The following is a 16,129-nucleotide window of genomic DNA, read 5'->3' on the forward strand; positions in this document are numbered from 1 at the left end:
GGTCGATCCGCCGGTCCGCGTGGCCGCCGTCGACTGCGGCACCAACTCCATCCGGCTGCTGGTCGCCGACATCACCTCCGAGCCGGCCACCGGGACGCGGGCCCTGCACGAGCTGGACCGCCGGCTGGAGATCGTCCGGCTGGGCGAGGGCGTCGACCGTACCGGCCGGTTGTCCGAGCAGGCGCTGGACCGGACGTTCGCCGCCTGCGAGCGGTACGCCGAGCGGATCCGCGAGCTGGGTGCGGAGCAGGTGCGGTTCGTGGCCACCTCAGCCTCCCGCGACGCCGGCAACCGGGCCGAGTTCGTGGCGGGGGTCCGGGAGGTCCTCGGCGTCGAACCCGAGGTGATCACCGGCGCGGAGGAGGCGGACCTGTCCTTCGCCGGCTCGACTCGGGAGCTCGCCGGACGCCGGATCCCGACGCCGTACCTCGTCGTGGACATCGGCGGCGGCTCCACCGAGTTCGTCCTCGGCGGCGCCCGCCCGGAGGCCGCGGTCTCGGTCGACCTGGGCTGCGTACGCCTGACCGAGCGGTACCTCACCGACGACCCGCCGACGCCCGCGCAGATCGAGCAGGCCCGGGCGGAGGTCGAGCGTCAGCTGGACGAGGTGGCCGGGGAGGTTCCGCTGGAGCGCGCCCGTACCCTCGTCGGCCTGGCCGGCACGGTGACCACGGTGGCGGCGATGGCGCTGGACCTGCCGTCGTACGACCGCGACCGGATCCACCACGCCCGCGTCCCCGCGGCCGACGTGCACGCGGCCGCCGACCGGCTGCTGACGATGACCCATGCGCAGCGGAAGGCGCTGCCGTACATGCATCCGGGCCGGGTGGACGTGATCGGCGCCGGCGCGCTGATCCTGGACCGGATCCTCGCCCGGGTGTCGCCGCACCTCGCCCGTACGCACCTGCTGGTCAGCGAGCACGACATCCTGGACGGCATCGCGTGGAGCGCCGCCGAGCAGGCGTCCCGTCCGGCCGGCTGATGACAGCGCCCGAACAGCGTCCGCATCCGGTGACCGGTGTGGCGTTCGCCAGTCCGGTTCCTCCGGGCACCGGCTGGCCCGACGACCCGGCCGAGCCGGACACTCCCGTCGCGCACGACGCGGCCGAGGTCGAGCGGCTCGCGGCCACCGCGCCGGACCTCGGCGAGCTGACCGCCCGGCAGTCGGTGTGCCGGGCCTGCCCCCGCCTGGTCGAGTGGCGCGAGGAGGTCGCCGCCTCGCCGCGCCGGTCGTTCGCCGGCGAGCCGTACTGGGGCCGCCCGGTGGCCGGGTGGGGCGATCCTGCGCCCGCGATCCTGGTCGTCGGGCTGGCTCCGGCCGCGCACGGCGGCAACCGTACCGGCCGGATCTTCACCGGCGACCGGTCCGGCGACTGGTTGTTCGCCGCGCTCGCCCGGGTGGGCCTCGCGGTGCAGCCGACGAGCGTTTCCGCAGGGGACGGGCAACGGCTGCTCGGCGTCCGCGTGGTCGCCGCGGTCCGCTGCGCGCCGCCCGCGAACAAGCCGCTGCCGGCCGAACGCGACGCGTGCTTTCCCTGGCTGCGCAGGGAGTGGGAACTGTGCGCACCGACCGTCCGGTCGGTGGTCGCCCTCGGGTCGTACGGCTGGACCGCCGCCGTCGGCACCCTCGCCGCGCTGGGCTACCGGATTCCCCGCCCGCGGCCGCGGTTCGGCCACGGAGCGGAGGTGCCGCTGGCCGCGCCCGACGAGGCTCCGGCCGAGCGCCCCGAGGTGCTCCTCGTCGGCTCCTACCACCCGAGCCAGCAGAACACCTTCACCGGCAAGCTCACCGAGCCGATGCTCGACGCCGTCCTCACCCGCGCGGCCGACCACGCCGGTCTGCCCGCGCACTGACCGAGCCGCGCGCCGCCACTGCCTCAGCGGCCGAGGAGATTGGCGACCCGGATGACCGAGTCCACGGCAGGCAGTACGCGGGTGGGTTCCATCCGGCCCTGCCAGTACACCAGCAGGTCGGTGCCGTGCAGGCTCCAGTTGGGCGCCATGCCGGCCAGGTGGGTGCGCACCAGCGCCGGGCCGATCACCTGACGTACGAGTTCGGGGTGGGTGCTGTGGACCCGGTAGTCCCGGTCGAACTCGTCGATGCCCACCTCCTCGGTCTGGTCCGGGCCGTTGAGCCAGCGCCACATGCGCGAGCCGGAGCCGCGGCTGGCGACCTCGATGCCGGGGTAGGTGTACGGGAGGTGCACGACGCACGCGACGAAGTCGTGGTTGTCGGTGGTGACCTGGGTTTGCCCGTTGACGTAGGTCGTGTGCGTGGTCTGGTACGTGTACTCCGCCATGCTCACGGGTAGTTCGCGGTAGATGCCGGTGAACAGACACCGGACCCCGCGTGGGTTCGCTCCGGGCAGGCGGGCGGTCCAGGGCACCTCGACGCTGCCGGCGTACGTCGTCCATCCGATCGACGACGCCCAGGCGGCAAGCCCCTCGAGTCGACGCTGTTCGCGGCGCTGGACGAGCGCGACGAGCGGCACGGTCAGCGCTACTGCTGCGACGACGAGGGCGATGAGGATGACAGCGAAGATCGCGCCCACGGCTCCCTCCCTCGTTCATTCGAGCTTAGGGCGTGTCATGCGAATCGTGTGACGTTCCCGACAGTGCCGTCCGGTCCTTGTGAAAGATTTCACGAGCGACTAGCCTGAACAGCGACCGAGGAGGTGAATGGACGTGAACACACGCCACGTCCTCATCGCCGGAGGCGGCTACGTCGGCATGTACGCCGCATTTCGGCTCCAGAAATCCCTTCGCAAGGAAATCCGTCGCGGCGAGGTCACGATCACCGTCGTCGAGCCCCGCTCCTACATGACCTACCAGCCCTTCCTCCCCGAGGCCGCGGCCGGCAACCTCGAGCCCCGCCACGTCGTCGTGCCCCTGCGACGGGTCCTCCCGGACGTCCAGGTGATCACCGGCCGCGTCGTGGGCATCGACCACGCCGAGCACACCGCCCGGATCGACCCGCGGGACGGCGCCGCGTACGACGTGCACTACGACGAGCTCGTCGTCGCCCTCGGCTCGGTCGCCCGCACGCTGCCCATCCCCGGCCTCGCCGAGCGCGCGATCGGGTTCAAGCAGGTCGAGGAGGCCATCCAGCTTCGCAACCACGTGCTCGACCGGCTCGACGTCGCCGAGTCCACCACGAACGAGGAGACCCGGCGGCGGGCACTGTCGTTCGTCTTCGTCGGCGGCGGCTACGCCGGAGTGGAGGCCCTCGCCGAGCTCGAGGACATGGCGCGCTACGCCTGCCGCTACTACCGCAACTTCCGCGCCGAGGACATGCGCTGGGTGCTGGTCGAGGCGGCCGGCCGGATCCTGCCCGAGGTCGGGGAGGACATGGGCCGCTACACCGTCGAGCGGCTGCGCAAACGGCACATCGACGTGAAGCTGAACACCATGTTGGAGTCCTGCGTCGACGGGCACGTGGAGCTCTCCGACGGCACCCGGCTGGACTCCGACACCATCGTGTGGACCGCGGGCGTCAAGGCCAACCCGGTCCTCGCCGAGTCCGACCTGCCGCGCGACGACAAGGGCCGGCTGCCCACCGAGCCCGACCTGCGGGTCGTCGGCGCCGAGCACGTCTGGGCGGCCGGTGACTGCGCCGCCGTGCCCGACCTGACCGGACCGCCGAACGCGGTGTGCAGCCCCTCCGCCCAGCACGCCGTACGCCAGGCGAAGGTGCTCGGCGACAACGTCGCCCGCGCCCTCAAGGGCAGGCTGCTGCAGAACTACGAGCACAAGCACGTGGGTTCGGTCGCCAGCCTCGGCCTGCACAAGGGCGTGGCGCAGGTCTACGGCATCAAGCTGCGCGGCTGGCCGGCGTGGTTCATGCACCGCACGTACCACGTCAGCCGGATGCCCACCCTGAACCGCAAGGTCCGCATCGTGGCCGACTGGACGCTCGGGCTGTTCTTCCCCCGCGAGATCGTCTCGCTGGGCAGCCTGCAGCGCCCGCGGGAGGAGTTCGAACGCAGCGCCCTGCCGCGCCAGTTCTCCCCACCCGCGAGCAGGTCGCCCGAGCTCGAATCCGCTCATGCTGGTGGGAGACCCGAGCAGGACGGGAAGTAGCGCCTGCCGTGACTCGGGTCTGACCCGGCAGTGGCTCGATCGTCCCCGGGACGGGTAGAACGTCTCGGAGACGACCGAACGAAAGGGGGCGCCGTGGCCGGTCCCGTGGTCGCCGAGCGGCTGCACGACATCCTGCTGCGGTTGTTCGGTCTGGAAGCGCCCGTCCGCCTGTACGCCTGGGACGGCTCGGTCGCCGGGCCGACCGAGGCACCGGCCGTGCGCGTGCACTCCCGGCGCGCGGTCCGCCGGCTGTTGTGGCGGCCGGACGAACTCGGCCTGGCCCGGGCGTTCGTCGCCGGCGAGATCGAGGTCGACGGCCCGATCCTCACCGCCCTGGAACGCCTCGCGCCGTTCGGCCGCTCGATCGGCGCCCGCCCCGAGCTGACCGCCGCCGACCGCAGCGAGCTGATGCGGGCGGCGGTCTATCTCGGCGCCGTCGGCCCCGCGCCGAAGCCGCCGGAGGAGGAGATCACCGGGGCCGAACGCCGGCATGCCCTGGACCGCGACACCGCGCCGAGCGGGTCGCCGGACAACCCGGTCGGTACGCGGTTCCTGGCGAAGGTGTTCGGCCAGACGCTGATGCTGGGCGCCGGCTACTGGGCCGAGCCGGGCATGTCCCTGGACGACGCGCAACGCGCCGGCCTGCAGCTCGCCTGCCGCAAGCTCGGCCTCACCGACCGGGACGCTGGACAACGCGGCGCCCGGCTGCTCGACGTCGACTGCGGCTGGGGGACGTTCCTCCTGCACGCCGCCGAGCACCACGCGGTGACCGGGCTCGGTATCACCGCCTCCGCCGAACAGGCCGAGCAGGCGACCAAGCGGGCCGTCGACGCCGGGCTCGCCGGGCGGGTGGAGTTCCGGGTCGCGGACTGGCGCGAGGTCGAGGCCGACCCGTTCGACGCGGTCGTGGCGTACGGGCTGGCCGACTACGTGGGCGAGGACCGGCTGGGGGAGTACGCCCGGACGCTGCACGGCCTGCTGCGCCCGGGCGGCCGGCTGCTGGTCAACCAGGTCGGCCGGCGTGGTGAGCCGCTGGCGCAGGAACGCTCCTTCCTGGACGCGTACGTCCATCCCGGCGCCGAACTCCTCCCGATCGGGACCGTCACGAACCTCGTCGAGGGCGCGGGCCTGGAGGTCCGCGACGTGGAGGCGATGCGCGAGCACTACGCCCGCACCCTGCGCGCCTGGGTGGCCAACCTGGAGGGGGCCTGGGACGAGTGCGTGCGGCAGGCCTCACCGGGGCGGGCCCGGATCTGGCTGCTCTACCTCGCGGTGTCCGCGCTGGCCTTCGAGGCCGCCCGGATCTCGGCGTACCAGCTGCTGGTCGTACGCCCGCACACCGACGGCCGGGCACCACTGCCCGCCACCCGGAGCGCCTGGCAACACTAGGCTTGCGGGTGGTCACAGGTCGGTTGTCGGTGATCCGGCGGTCGACCGCGCAGCGCCCCCGTAGCCCAACTGGTCGAGGCGGCCCACTTAAAATGGGCGTCAGTTTGTGGGTTCGAATCCCACCGGGGGCACCCTGGTTTCCCGACCGGAGCGTCACTCCCGGGTCTGCTCCGGGCGTACCTCCAACAGGGTCTTGCCGACGGTGGCGCGCGCCTCGATCGCCGCGTGTGCCTCGGCCGCCCGGGCCAGCTCGAACCGCTGGCCGATCACCGGGTGCAGCCGCCCGTCGGCGGCCGCCCGCAGCGCGCGCTCGGTGAGGTCGCGGACGTCCGCCGGGTCCAGAGCCGGGCGGAGCGTGCGTACGCCGCGTCGCCGCGCCTCCTCTTCCGGAACGTCGGTCCAGGTGCCGCTTGCCAGCCCGAAGCTGAGCATCCGCCCGCCCTCGCCCAGCAGGTCGAACGCCGACCTGCCCAGCGCACCGCCCACGCCGTCGAGTACGAGGTCGACGCCGCCGACGGACTCGCGTACCCGCTCGGTCCAGTCCGGACGGCGGTAGTCGACGGCGACCTTCGCGCCCAGCGCCGTCGCCAACGCGACCTTGCGGTCACCGCCGGCGGCCGCGACGACCTGCGCTCCGGCCGCCGTGGCGAGCTGCACCAGCAGGGTTCCGACGCCGCCGGCGGCGGCGGTCACCAGCACCCGGTCGCCGGACCCGGCCCCGCTCGCGCGCATCAGCCAGGTGGCGGTCCGGCCGTCCGCCAGCAGCGCCACCGCGTCGTCGAGCCGGAGCGGGGCAGGGACCTCCACCAGCCCGTCCGCGGGCACCGCGACGAGTTCGGCGTACGCGCCCGAACCCCCGGTGCTGGTCACCACCCGCCGGCCGGCCAGAGCCGGATCGACGCCGGGCCCGACCGCGCGGACGGTCCCGCCCACGCCGTTGCCGGGGATGGCAGGCAGCTTCGGGGCGAAGGGGCCGGTGCCGGACCGGAGCTGGGTCTCCACGAACGTGATGTTGGCGTACGCCACCTCGACCAGTGCCTGGCCCGGACCGGCCTCGGCGTCCGGCGCCTCACCGGGAACCAGAACCTCCGGCCCCCCGAACTCCTCGACCCACACGGCTCGCATCCGCAGACCTCCAGGCTCGTGCCCTCGTCATCCGTACGGGCACAGCCTGCGACCTTCACCAAGGTTCAGGTCAAGCGACGGCGCAAAGGCGGTGTTATGCGGTCGGGAGTGGCCGAAGGATCAGCCGTCGCGCCGGGCCAGGACGAACACCGGGTGACGCGGAGCGATCCGGGCGAGTTCCTCCGCTGGGGAGTCGGCGTTCACCCCGTCGAAGAACGCTCCGACCTCGGCTTTCCAGCGGTGAAGATAGGCGCGCAGCACCGCCGGTTTGTCGGCGTCGGCGACCTCGGTCGCCAGCCAGTGCTCACGCCGCCGGCCGAGGAGCAGGTCGAGCCGGCCGTCCGCGGCCCGGACGTTGCGTACCCACTGGGCCTGGCCGCGCGGCGCGACGAGGTACTGACGTCCCTCGTGGGTGAGCAGGTTGACCGGCACCCGCCGGGGCTGCCCGCTGCTGCGCCCCCGCACCTCCAGGATCCGACTGCCCCACACGCTCAGCCCGGCCCTCGTGGCGGCGGCCACCAGGGGGTTGAAGACCCGGCGGGTGAACCACCCCGGTGCCTTGTAGTGCCCGCCGCCGACCGGGCCTACGTCCTCAGGCCGTGAGCTCTCCGACATCGCCGTCCTCCCGTGGTCACCGGACTGGCACCCAGCCGGAGTTCGACGCCCATCCTGGCTGTTCGGGCCGTCGGGAAACCAGGACAGGGCGGGCATTCTCGGCGGAATTGCCGCTGGGGGAGGACAAGGACTTTGCCGAGTCATTACTATTGGCGTCACCGTCGAGCCGGCTTGACCGGCCCGGCGTCGTTGTGGATCCGTTCCGCGACCAGTCGGCCCGCGCTTCGCGGGCCGTCCGACCGTCACCGCCTCCGGCGGAGGAGGACTCCAGGATGCAGAGCAAGAACCCGGTGTTCCGGCGCAGCGACGCGTTCCAGTCGGCCGGCGCCGGCGCGGGCCCGAGCGCCGACCAACTGCGGGAGATGTACGACGCACCGTCCTACTCCGGCCCGCGCCGCGACCGGATGACCATCGACGACGTGGTGGCCCGCACCGCGATGACGCTCGGCACCCTGGTCGTGGTGGCCGGCGCGACGTGGTTCCTCACCGGACCCGTGCAGCCGGCGCACTTCGGCTGGCTGATCGGCGCCGCGCTGGTCGGGATGGGCCTCGGCTTCGTCATCGGCATGAAGCACATCACCAACCCGGCGCTGATCCTCGGCTACGCCGCGGTCGAGGGCGTGTTCGTCGGCCTGGCCAGCAAGGTGCTGTCCGCCTATGCCGGCGACACCAACATCGTGGTCCAGGCGGTCCTCGGCACGATGTGCGCCTCGGCCGGCATGCTCGCGGTCTACAAGTTCCGGATCATCCGGGTGACCCCGAAGTTCCAGCGGTTCGTCGTCGCCGCCACCCTCGGGTTCTTCCTGATCGTGGCTGTCAACCTCGTCCTGCGGATGTTCGGCCTCAACCTCGGCGTCAGCGGCCTGGGCGGGCTGGGCCTGGTGTTCGCGATCATCGGCGTGGCGCTGGCCTGCTTCAACCTGCTGCTCGACTTCGACTACGTCGAGAAGGGCATCGCCGCCGGCGCGCCGAGCAAGGACGCGTGGTTCGCGGCGTTCGGGCTCACCGTCACGCTGGTGTGGCTCTACATCGAGCTGCTCCGGATCCTCGCCATCCTGCGTGGCGGCGACTGACCGGCCGGCGGGTGCACCGGATGCACCCGCCGACAACGAAAAGGGCCGCCCGGGAAACTCCCGGGCGGCCCTTTCGTACGCTCTCTCAGCCGGACACCGCCGGCCCCACCCGGTCCATCCGGACGCGGACCAGGCAGCGGCGCTCGCGTTCCATCGCGGCGCGGTAGTCGGCCCAGTCCGGATGCTCACCGGAGACGTCGCGGTAGTAGTCGACCAGCGGCTCCATCGCGTCCGGCAGCGACACGATGTGCGCCTCGCCCTCGACCTGGACCCACGAGCCGTAGAAGGCGTCGGTGAAGACGCAGAGGCTGGCCCGCGGATCACGCCGCAGGTTTCGCACCTTGTACGCCGGCTCGCGGGTGCTGATCACGGCGTACCCCTCGGCGTCCACCCCGACGGTGACCGGGGAGAGCTGGGGCCGCCCGTCCTGGCGAAGCGTGCCCAGAACGGCATGGTGGTGTTCGCGCAGGAACGCCCGCGCGCGCGTCACGTCCATCGGTGCCGCCGGCTCAGTGCCGGGGCCGGGCCGCGACGCTCACCGCGTCCGCGGGGCTCACAGGAAGTTGCGCTGGGCGCGGCGGAGGTCCTGCTCGTGCACGATCGCGGTGGCGTGCCCGTGGGCGATGCCGTACTCGCTGCGCAACCAACTGACCCGATCCTCGAAACGGAGGAACGTGGGTCCGGCCTCCAGCACTCTGATCCACTCGGTGAGATCTCGTCCGGTCGCCTGCGCCAGCCTGGCGCAGAGGTTCTGATGGGTCTCTTCGGAGTGGTGCAGAGCCATGTCGCCCTCCCGAGATCGGGGACAGTCAGTGGTGGACCATGCCCCCGAGCCTGCCTGACGTGCGGGCCGTACACAACCCCCCGCGCGCACCTACCTCGGGCATCCGCCGGACCACCCGGAGAGATCCCTCATGATCGCCCCGTTTCCGTAACCCTCGTTGGCGTCTCGGCACACTCGGGGCGTGGTTCCGGACGGTTCGGCGTACGGGTGGATGCGTCAGGTTTCGTCGGACTGGGCCAGCCGCGGGGGGAAGCCGCCGCGGGCGACCGGACCCCACCTGTCGATGTCGATCTCGATCACGCACTTGCCCTGCCGGCGCATCGCCTCGCGGTATTCGTCCCAGTCGGGGTGCTCGCCGCTGATGCACCGGAAGTACTCCACGAGCGGCTCCACCGCCTCGGGCAGGTCGATCACCCGGGCGGTTCCGTCCACCTGGATGTAGGGGTCGGAGAAACCTTCCGACATCACGCACACGCTGACCCGCGGGTCACGCCGGGCGTTGATCGCCTTGGCCCGCTCGGGGTAGGTGGACACGACGATCCGGTCGTCGGAGTTGAGGCCCAGTGTGACCGGGGAGATCTGCGGCCGGCCGTCGCGCCGGGTGGTGACCAGCACGCCCTGGTGGCGCGTACGGAGGAAGGAGAGCAGGTCGGGGCGCTCGAGGTGCTCGGTGGTGGCGATGGAAGGGCTCATGGCCGGTCAGCCTACGGCCAGCCGAGCCGTTCCGCCGGAACCGTCGGGCCCGGCAGGCGTTCGGGCCGGCGTACGGACCGTCGAGTTCGGTCAGGACAGGCGTTCGAGGACGATCGCCATGCCCTGTCCGCCGCCGACGCACATGGTCTCCAGGCCGAACTGCGCGTCCCGGCTGCGCAGGCCGTTGAGCAGCGTGGTCATGATGCGGGCGCCGGTCATGCCGAACGGGTGGCCGAGCGCGATCGCCCCGCCGTGGACGTTCAGCTTGTCCCAGGGGATGCCGAGGTCCTCGGCCGAGGGAACGACCTGGGCCGCGAACGCCTCGTTGATCTCCACCAGGTCGATGTCGCCGATCCCCAGACCCGCTCGGGCCAGCGCGCGCCGGCTCGCCTCCACCGGGCCGAGGCCCATGATCTCCGGGGACAGCGCGGACGCGGCGGTGGCGACGATCCGGGCGAGCGGGGTGACGCCGAGCCGGCGGGCCTTCTCCGCACTCATGATCACCACCGCGGCGGCGCCGTCGTTGAGCGGGCAGCAGTTGCCCGCGGTGATGGTGCCGCCCGGCCGGAAGACGGGCTCGAGTGTGCCGACCTTCTCCAGGGTGGTGCCGGCGCGCGGCCCGTCGTCGGTCTCGACGAGGGTGCCGTCGGGCAGCGGGTACGGCGTGATCTCGCGGGCGAAGAACCCGCTGCGGATCGCCTCCTCGGCGAGGTTCTGCGAGCGCACGCCGAACTCGTCCTGGACCGCCCGGCTCACCCCGCGCGCGGTGGCGACGTTCTCCGCGGTCTGGCCCATCGCGATGTAGATGTCGGGCAGCTGGTCGTCGGCGCGCGGGTCGTGCCAGACGTCGTTGCTCTCGGCGTACTTGCGGGTGCGTGCCTCCGCCTCGGCGAACAGCGGGTTGTGCGTCTGCACCGGGTCGACACCCGCGCTGCCGAAGCCGGCGTACCGCGACACACACTCCACCCCGGCGGAGACGAACACGTCGCCCTCGCCCGCGCGGATGGCGTGGAAGGCCATCCGCGCCGTCTGGACGCTGGAGGCGCAGAACCGGTTGACGGTCACCGCCGGCAGGGTGTCCAGGCCGAGCTGGACGGCCACCCGGCGGGCCATGTTGCCGCCGTGCTCGTCGCGGGGCTCCGCGCAACCGAGGTGCAGGTCGTCGATCTCCGCGCGGTCCAGCTGGGGGACCTTGGCCAGGGCCGCGTCCACCGCGAAGGCGGCAAGGTCGTCGGGCCGGACGTCCTTCAGCGAGCCCTTGCCGGCCCGCCCGATGGGGGTACGCGCGGTGGCGACGATGACGGCGTCGTTGGCGCTGACCTCGGACATGGGGCCCTCCCTGTGGTCGTCCGGCCGCCATGGTTACCGGCCGGTAATGTCGAGGCTAGTACGCCCGCCCGGTCCTGCTCAACCGGTCCGCTCGCGCAGCTCCACCTGGCGGTGCGGATGCCGGCGCAGCAGCGCCCACCGGCCCCGCGGCCCGCGTTCGTGTCCGGCCACGTCGGTCGCGGCCACCTCGGTGCCGGACGACCGCGCGGCCCGTACGGCGGCGTAGGAGATCGGCAGGATCTGCCCCTCGCCCAGGGGTGTGTCGGCGTCCTCGTCCTCGGGCCAGTAGCCGATCGCGGCGGCGATCGAGGGCAGCAGCGCCACCGCCGCGCTGGCGTAGCCGGCGGCCGAGGGGTGGAAGCGGTCCGGGCCGAACAGCTCCCGCGGCGCCGCGGCGAACTCCGGCCCGAGCAGCGAGCCCAGCGAGACCGTACGCGCGCCGTTCTCCACCACGGCGATGGTCTGCGCCGCCGCCAGCCGCCGGCTCCACATCCGGGCGAGCTGGCGCAGCGGGAACGCCAGCGGCTCGACGGTGCCGAGGTCGGGGCAGGTGCCGACGACGACCTGGCAGCCGGCCTCGCGCAGGCGGCGTACGCCCTGCACGAGCAGGCGTACGGAGTCCGACGGAAGGGTCCGGTGGGTGACGTCGTTGGCGCCGATGATCACCAGGGCGACGTCGGGTTCGACGGCCAGCGCCTGGTCCACCTGGTCCTCCAGGTGCTGGGTCTCCGCGCCGGAGAAGGCGGCGACACTGAGCTGGACGGGCCGGTCGGAAAGGGACGCCAGGCCGGCCGCGAGCAGCGCGCCGGGGGTCTCCTCGGCGGCCTCGGTGCCGAGCCCGCAGGCGGTGGAGTCGCCGAGGACGACGAACGAGATCGGGTCGCCGGCCCCGTCGCCGTAGATGCCGTCGGCGTCCGGCGCCTGGCCGACGGGCTCGCCGATGGTGCGCTTGGCGAGCATCGCCTCGGCGAACAGGATCGCGATCACGGTGCCGCCGAGCAGTCCGGCGCCGCCACCGCCCAGCGCGGCGGCGGCCGCCCACTTTCGTGCGGCGCGAGCCTTGCCCACCTGGACCTCCCTCGAGGTCTTGCCCGTCCGAGGGCCGGTCGAGGGACCGTCGGAGGGCTCCGGTTGATGCTTCTACCCCGTGCGGGGCCGGAACTCTCCCGTTCGCACCGCGTGGCGGTGACGTCGGGATGCCGCACCCGGCCCCCACCACCTAGAGTGCACCCGTGCGGTATCACGAGTCCCTGCAGTCCCTTGTCGGCAACACCCCGTTGGTCCGGTTGACCCGGTCCGCCGAGGGTGTCCGTGGCCTCCTGCTGGCCAAGGTGGAGTACTTCAATCCTGGCGGCAGCGTCAAGGACCGGATCGCGCTGCGCATGGTCGAGGCGGCCGAACGCGAGGGTGCCCTGCGCCCCGGCGGCACGATCGTGGAGCCGACCAGCGGCAACACCGGCGTCGGGCTGGCCATCGTCGCCCAGTCGCGCGGCTACCACTGCGTGTTCGTCTGCCCGGACAAGGTGAGCGAGGACAAGCGCAACGTCCTGCGGGCGTACGGCGCGGAGGTCGTGGTGTGCCCGACCGCCGTACCCCCTGAGCACCCCGACTCCTACTACTCGGTGTCGGACCGGCTGGTGAAGGAGCGCGAGGGGGCCTGGAAGCCGGACCAGTACTCCAACGTCAACAACCCCGAGTCGCACTACGAGGGCACCGGGCCGGAGTTGTGGGAGCAGACCGACGGCCGGATCACGCACTTCGTCGCCGGCATCGGCACCGGCGGCACGATCAGCGGTGTCGGGCGTTACCTCAAGGAGGTCTCCGGCGGCCGGGTGCAGATCATCGGCGCCGACCCGGAGGGCTCGGTCTACTCCGGCGGGAGCGGCCGGCCCTACCTCGTCGAGGGTGTGGGCGAGGACTTCTGGCCGACCACGTACGACCGGACCATCTGCGACCGGATCATCGCGGTGTCCGACCACGACTCGTTCACGATGACCCGCCGGCTCGCCCGCGAGGAGGGGCTGCTGGTCGGCGGCTCGTCCGGGATGGCGGTGGTCGCCGCGGCCCAGGTCGCCCGGGAGGCCGGCGAGGACGCCGTGGTCGTTGTGCTGCTGCCCGACGGCGGCCGCGGCTACATGTCGAAGGTGTTCGACGACGCGTGGCTCACCCACTACGGCTTCCTGCGCGGGCAGAGCAACGACTCCGTGGGGGACGTCCTGCGGCGCAAGACCGGGACGATGCCCTCGCTGGTACACACCCACCCCAACGAGACGATCGCCGAGGCGATCGACATCCTGCGGGAGTACGCCGTCTCGCAGATGCCGGTCGTGCGGGCCGAGCCGCCGGTGATGGCGGCCGAGGTCGCCGGCGCGGTGCACGAACGCGACCTGCTGGAGGCGTTGTTCTCCGGGCACGCCAAGCTGGCCGACCGGGTGGAGCAGCACCTGTCGCCGCCACTGCCCCAGCTCGGTGCCGGCGAGCCGGTCTCCGCCGCGGTGCGGCTGCTGGAGACCGCGGACGCGATCCTCGTGCTCGACGACGGCAAGCCGGCGGGCGTCCTCACCCGGCAGGACCTGCTCGAGCACCTCGCGGCCGGGGAGTAGCCGGCGCGGCCCCTTGGCTCACTCCGGGTCGAGGACCGCGGCGAGTGCCTTCCACCGGGCGATCTCGCATCCGTTCTTCTTGTCGTACGACGCCTGGACGCGTTGTCCCCGCCAGGTGCCCTCGATGACCGCCCGCTGCGGCCCGCCGTAGATCTGGGTGCACATCGCGTCGCGGGGAACGGGCTCGAACGGCCGGCGCGCCGCCTCGATCGCGGCGACCGCGGCCTCGGGGCGGGGATGGGTGCCGGCCGGCGGGGCCTCGGTGAGCTCGAACGTCCGCGGCTCGGCGCCGGGGCTGTCCCACACGGTGACGGTGAGCCGGGTCGGGTTCTCGGTCGGCTTCTCGGACGAGTTGTCGGACGAGCTGTCGGGTGTCGGCATGCGTCCCATTGAACTGCGGTGTCAACGCAGGTGGGGGAGGACCGCGCCGAGGATCACCTCGATCCGGCGGCGGAGTTCGGCCTCGTCCACGCCCGGCCTGCCGCGGATGATCTGGTCGTAGAGCAGGCCGTCGAGCAGCGCGACCAGCAGCGGCCCGTCGCGGTCGGGATCGGGGCCGCCCGCCGCGGCCAGGAGTTCGCGCGCTCCGCCGACGAACCGCGCGCTCGCGGTGTCCAGCAGTTCGTGCAGCTCGGCGTGGTGGCGGCCCTCCAGGTAGAGGGCGTAGCGCGCCCGCAGGCGTTGCCGTCCCGGACCGAGCCAGTGGGTGAACAGCCGGGCCCAGCCCGCCGCCATCGCGGCCAGGTCGGTGGCCCGCACCGACGCCTCGTCGTCGAAGGGGAGGTACGTCGCGGAGTCGGCGGCGTCCAGGTCGATCAGCCGCTGCAGGATCGCCTGCAGCAACGCCACCCGGGTGCGGAAGTAGTAGCTGGCCGAACCCGCCGGCACCTCCGCCCGGGCGTCGACCGCACGGTGGGTGAGCCCGCGCAGGCCGGAGTCGGCGACCACCGTGATCGCGGCATCCAGCAGGGCGTCGGCCCGTGCCGTACGGACGGCGGGACGGGCGGGTTGGCGGTCGGGTTGGCCGCCGGGCCGTCGTCGAGCGGGTCGCGGTGCGTCGGGCGTCACGTCCGGAACCCTACCCACCACCCCTCTACAGCTGTAGTGTGACCGCGACACCTCTACAGATGTAGAGGATGGATGGGATCCAACCGAACAGCCGAACGGGACGTGCGGGGAGCGGAGGAACGGATGAGTACGCAGCAGCGCAGGGCGGTCGTCGTCGGTGCCGGAGTGGGCGGGCTGGCCGCCGCGGGCGCACTGGCCCGGGACGGCTGGCAGGTCGACCTGCTCGAACGCCGGCCGCAGATCCGGGCCGTCGGCGCCGGTCTCTCGCTGTGGCCGAACGCCCTGCGGGCCATCGCCGCCATCGACCCGGCCGCCGTCGACCAGTTGCGCGGGCGGAACGAGTTGCAGGACATGGTCGGGCTGCGCCGGCCGGACGGGCGCTGGCTCAGCCGGGTCGAGCCGAGCCCGGCCGGCGCCGAGGACGCCGACTCCGCCGGTGCTGCCGACGCCTTCACCGTTCCGCTGATGGTGACCCGGCCGAAGCTGTACGACGTACTCCGCGACCTGGTGCCCGCCGAGTCGCTCCACCTGGGCCGGACCGCGACCGGAGTGGACGCGGGGCCGGCCGGCGCGGTCGTACGTACCGACGGCGAGGAGTATCCCGCCGACCTGGTGGTGGCCGCGGACGGCATCCACAGCCGGCTGCGGACGTCGGTCGACCCGCGGACCCGGACCCGCGGCGCCGGCTACGTGACCTGGCGGGCGCTGATCCCGCCGGAGTCGGCGCCCGCGCTGGTGTCGGGCAGCGAGACCTGGGGGCGCGGCCAGCGGTTCGGCTGCATTCCGCTGGCCGACGGCGGCGTCTACTGGTACGCCACGCTCGCGCACGCCGACCCCCGCTACCGGGCCGACGGCGCCGAGGACCTGCCCGGGCTGTTCGCCGACTGGCACGATCCCGTTCCCCGGCTGCTCGGAGCCACCCCGCCGGACCGGATCATCCGTACCGACATCGAACTGCTGTGGCCGCTGCCGCGCACCTTCGTCCGCGACCGGCTGGTGCTCCTCGGCGACGCCGCGCACGCGATGACGCCCGACCTCGGCCAGGGTGCGTGCCAGGCGCTGGAGGACGCGGTGGAACTCGCGACCGTCGTGCGTTCCGCGGGGCCCGGCGAGGTGCCCGCGGCGCTGCCGGAGTACGACCGGCTCCGGCGGGCGCGCACCACCGGGCTGGCCAGGCAGGCGCGAGTGCTCGGACTGATCGGGCAGGTGCGCAACCCGTTGGGTGCGCGGCTGCGGGACCGGCTGATCTCGCTGGTGCCCGCGAACAAGGCCAGCCGCAGTCTCACCTCTCCGACCACCTGGGAGCCGACCGGCGTGCGTTCGTGAGACACGTCCCCGGAGATCCCGGCGAATCTCACCACGGGTCCCAG

General features: G+C 72.9%; 17 protein-coding genes and 1 tRNA gene. 8 read left to right on the forward strand and 10 right to left on the reverse strand.

Going from position 1 to position 16,129, the window contains the following annotated elements:
- Positions 1–19: 19 nt before the first annotated feature.
- Both FHR37_RS02290 and FHR37_RS02295 read left to right on the forward strand, forming a co-directional pair.
- The gene (locus FHR37_RS02290; RefSeq protein WP_330831777.1) at positions 20–982 is read left to right on the forward strand and encodes a Ppx/GppA phosphatase family protein; all 963 of its coding nucleotides are present in this window, start codon (positions 20–22) and stop codon (positions 980–982) included.
- On the forward strand, positions 982–1,854 hold the full coding sequence (locus FHR37_RS02295; RefSeq protein WP_092881884.1) for a uracil-DNA glycosylase: 873 nt from the start codon (positions 982–984) through the stop codon (positions 1,852–1,854). Before FHR37_RS02290 ends, FHR37_RS02295 begins: the two co-directional genes overlap by 1 nt.
- A 23-nt stretch (positions 1,855–1,877) precedes the next feature.
- On the opposite strand, the gene FHR37_RS02300 is transcribed toward FHR37_RS02295, so the two are convergent.
- Positions 1,878–2,552 carry a hypothetical protein gene (locus FHR37_RS02300; RefSeq protein WP_092881650.1) on the reverse strand — a complete coding sequence of 225 codons (675 nt, stop codon included), beginning with the start codon at positions 2,550–2,552 and terminating at the stop codon, positions 1,878–1,880.
- Positions 2,553–2,679: 127 nt separating this feature from the next.
- Between FHR37_RS02300 and FHR37_RS02305 the strand changes: the two genes are divergently transcribed.
- From FHR37_RS02305 to FHR37_RS02315, 3 genes are all read left to right on the forward strand, one after another.
- The gene (locus FHR37_RS02305; RefSeq protein WP_092881652.1) at positions 2,680–4,080 is read left to right on the forward strand and encodes an NAD(P)/FAD-dependent oxidoreductase; all 1,401 of its coding nucleotides are present in this window, start codon (positions 2,680–2,682) and stop codon (positions 4,078–4,080) included.
- Between the two features lie 93 nt (positions 4,081–4,173).
- Positions 4,174–5,469 carry an SAM-dependent methyltransferase gene (locus tag FHR37_RS31200; RefSeq protein WP_202817924.1) on the forward strand — a complete coding sequence of 432 codons (1,296 nt, stop codon included), beginning with the start codon at positions 4,174–4,176 and terminating at the stop codon, positions 5,467–5,469.
- Between the two features lie 54 nt (positions 5,470–5,523).
- Positions 5,524–5,600 (forward strand) — tRNA-Leu (locus FHR37_RS02315).
- A 22-nt stretch (positions 5,601–5,622) separates the two neighbouring features.
- Here the strand turns inward: FHR37_RS02315 and FHR37_RS02320 are convergent.
- On the reverse strand, positions 5,623–6,594 hold the full coding sequence (locus FHR37_RS02320) for a zinc-binding dehydrogenase (RefSeq protein ID WP_092881654.1): 972 nt from the start codon (positions 6,592–6,594) through the stop codon (positions 5,623–5,625).
- A gap of 120 nt (positions 6,595–6,714) precedes the next feature.
- Entirely contained in the window at positions 6,715–7,209 is a 495-nt protein-coding gene (locus FHR37_RS02325) for a nitroreductase/quinone reductase family protein (protein WP_092881656.1), read from the reverse strand.
- A 272-nt stretch (positions 7,210–7,481) separates the two neighbouring features.
- Between FHR37_RS02325 and FHR37_RS02330 the strand changes: the two genes are divergently transcribed.
- Positions 7,482–8,282: a Bax inhibitor-1/YccA family protein gene (locus FHR37_RS02330; RefSeq protein WP_092881888.1), complete on the forward strand. Its 801-nt coding sequence runs from the start codon at positions 7,482–7,484 to the stop codon at positions 8,280–8,282.
- 85 nt (positions 8,283–8,367) lie between these two features.
- On the opposite strand, the gene FHR37_RS02335 is transcribed toward FHR37_RS02330, so the two are convergent.
- From FHR37_RS02335 to FHR37_RS02355, 5 genes are all read right to left on the reverse strand, one after another.
- Entirely contained in the window at positions 8,368–8,778 is a 411-nt protein-coding gene (locus FHR37_RS02335) for a PPOX class F420-dependent oxidoreductase (RefSeq protein WP_092881658.1), read from the reverse strand.
- Positions 8,779–8,835: 57 nt separating this feature from the next.
- Positions 8,836–9,066, reverse strand: a complete 231-nt coding sequence (locus FHR37_RS02340; RefSeq protein WP_092881660.1) for a DUF4287 domain-containing protein — start codon at positions 9,064–9,066, stop codon at positions 8,836–8,838.
- A 216-nt stretch (positions 9,067–9,282) separates the two neighbouring features.
- A complete protein-coding gene (locus FHR37_RS02345; RefSeq protein ID WP_092881662.1) occupies positions 9,283–9,759 on the reverse strand; it encodes a PPOX class F420-dependent oxidoreductase in 477 nt (158 codons plus the stop codon).
- A gap of 90 nt (positions 9,760–9,849) precedes the next feature.
- A complete protein-coding gene (locus tag FHR37_RS02350; RefSeq protein WP_092881664.1) occupies positions 9,850–11,088 on the reverse strand; it encodes an acetyl-CoA C-acetyltransferase in 1,239 nt (412 codons plus the stop codon).
- Between the two features lie 78 nt (positions 11,089–11,166).
- Entirely contained in the window at positions 11,167–12,156 is a 990-nt protein-coding gene (locus FHR37_RS02355; RefSeq protein ID WP_092881666.1) for an SGNH/GDSL hydrolase family protein, read from the reverse strand.
- Positions 12,157–12,320: 164 nt separating this feature from the next.
- Between FHR37_RS02355 and FHR37_RS02360 the strand changes: the two genes are divergently transcribed.
- On the forward strand, positions 12,321–13,691 hold the full coding sequence (locus FHR37_RS02360; RefSeq protein WP_092881668.1) for a cystathionine beta-synthase: 1,371 nt from the start codon (positions 12,321–12,323) through the stop codon (positions 13,689–13,691).
- Positions 13,692–13,709: 18 nt separating this feature from the next.
- Here FHR37_RS02360 and FHR37_RS02365 read toward each other — a convergent pair whose 3' ends face one another.
- Positions 13,710–14,072 (reverse strand): SSI family serine proteinase inhibitor, encoded by a 363-nt coding sequence (locus FHR37_RS02365; protein WP_092881890.1) that lies wholly within the window; start codon positions 14,070–14,072, stop codon positions 13,710–13,712.
- Positions 14,073–14,093: 21 nt separating this feature from the next.
- Positions 14,094–14,759, reverse strand: coding sequence for a TetR/AcrR family transcriptional regulator (locus FHR37_RS02370; protein ID WP_175542377.1), 666 nt, complete (start codon positions 14,757–14,759; stop codon positions 14,094–14,096).
- 123 nt (positions 14,760–14,882) lie between these two features.
- Between FHR37_RS02370 and FHR37_RS02375 the strand changes: the two genes are divergently transcribed.
- Positions 14,883–16,085, forward strand: a complete 1,203-nt coding sequence (locus FHR37_RS02375) for an FAD-dependent monooxygenase (RefSeq protein WP_175542378.1) — start codon at positions 14,883–14,885, stop codon at positions 16,083–16,085.
- The last annotated feature ends 44 nt before the right edge of the window (positions 16,086–16,129 follow it).

The organism is Actinopolymorpha cephalotaxi, assembly GCF_013408535.1.
GTDB classification, from domain to species: domain Bacteria; phylum Actinomycetota; class Actinomycetes; order Propionibacteriales; family Actinopolymorphaceae; genus Actinopolymorpha; species Actinopolymorpha cephalotaxi.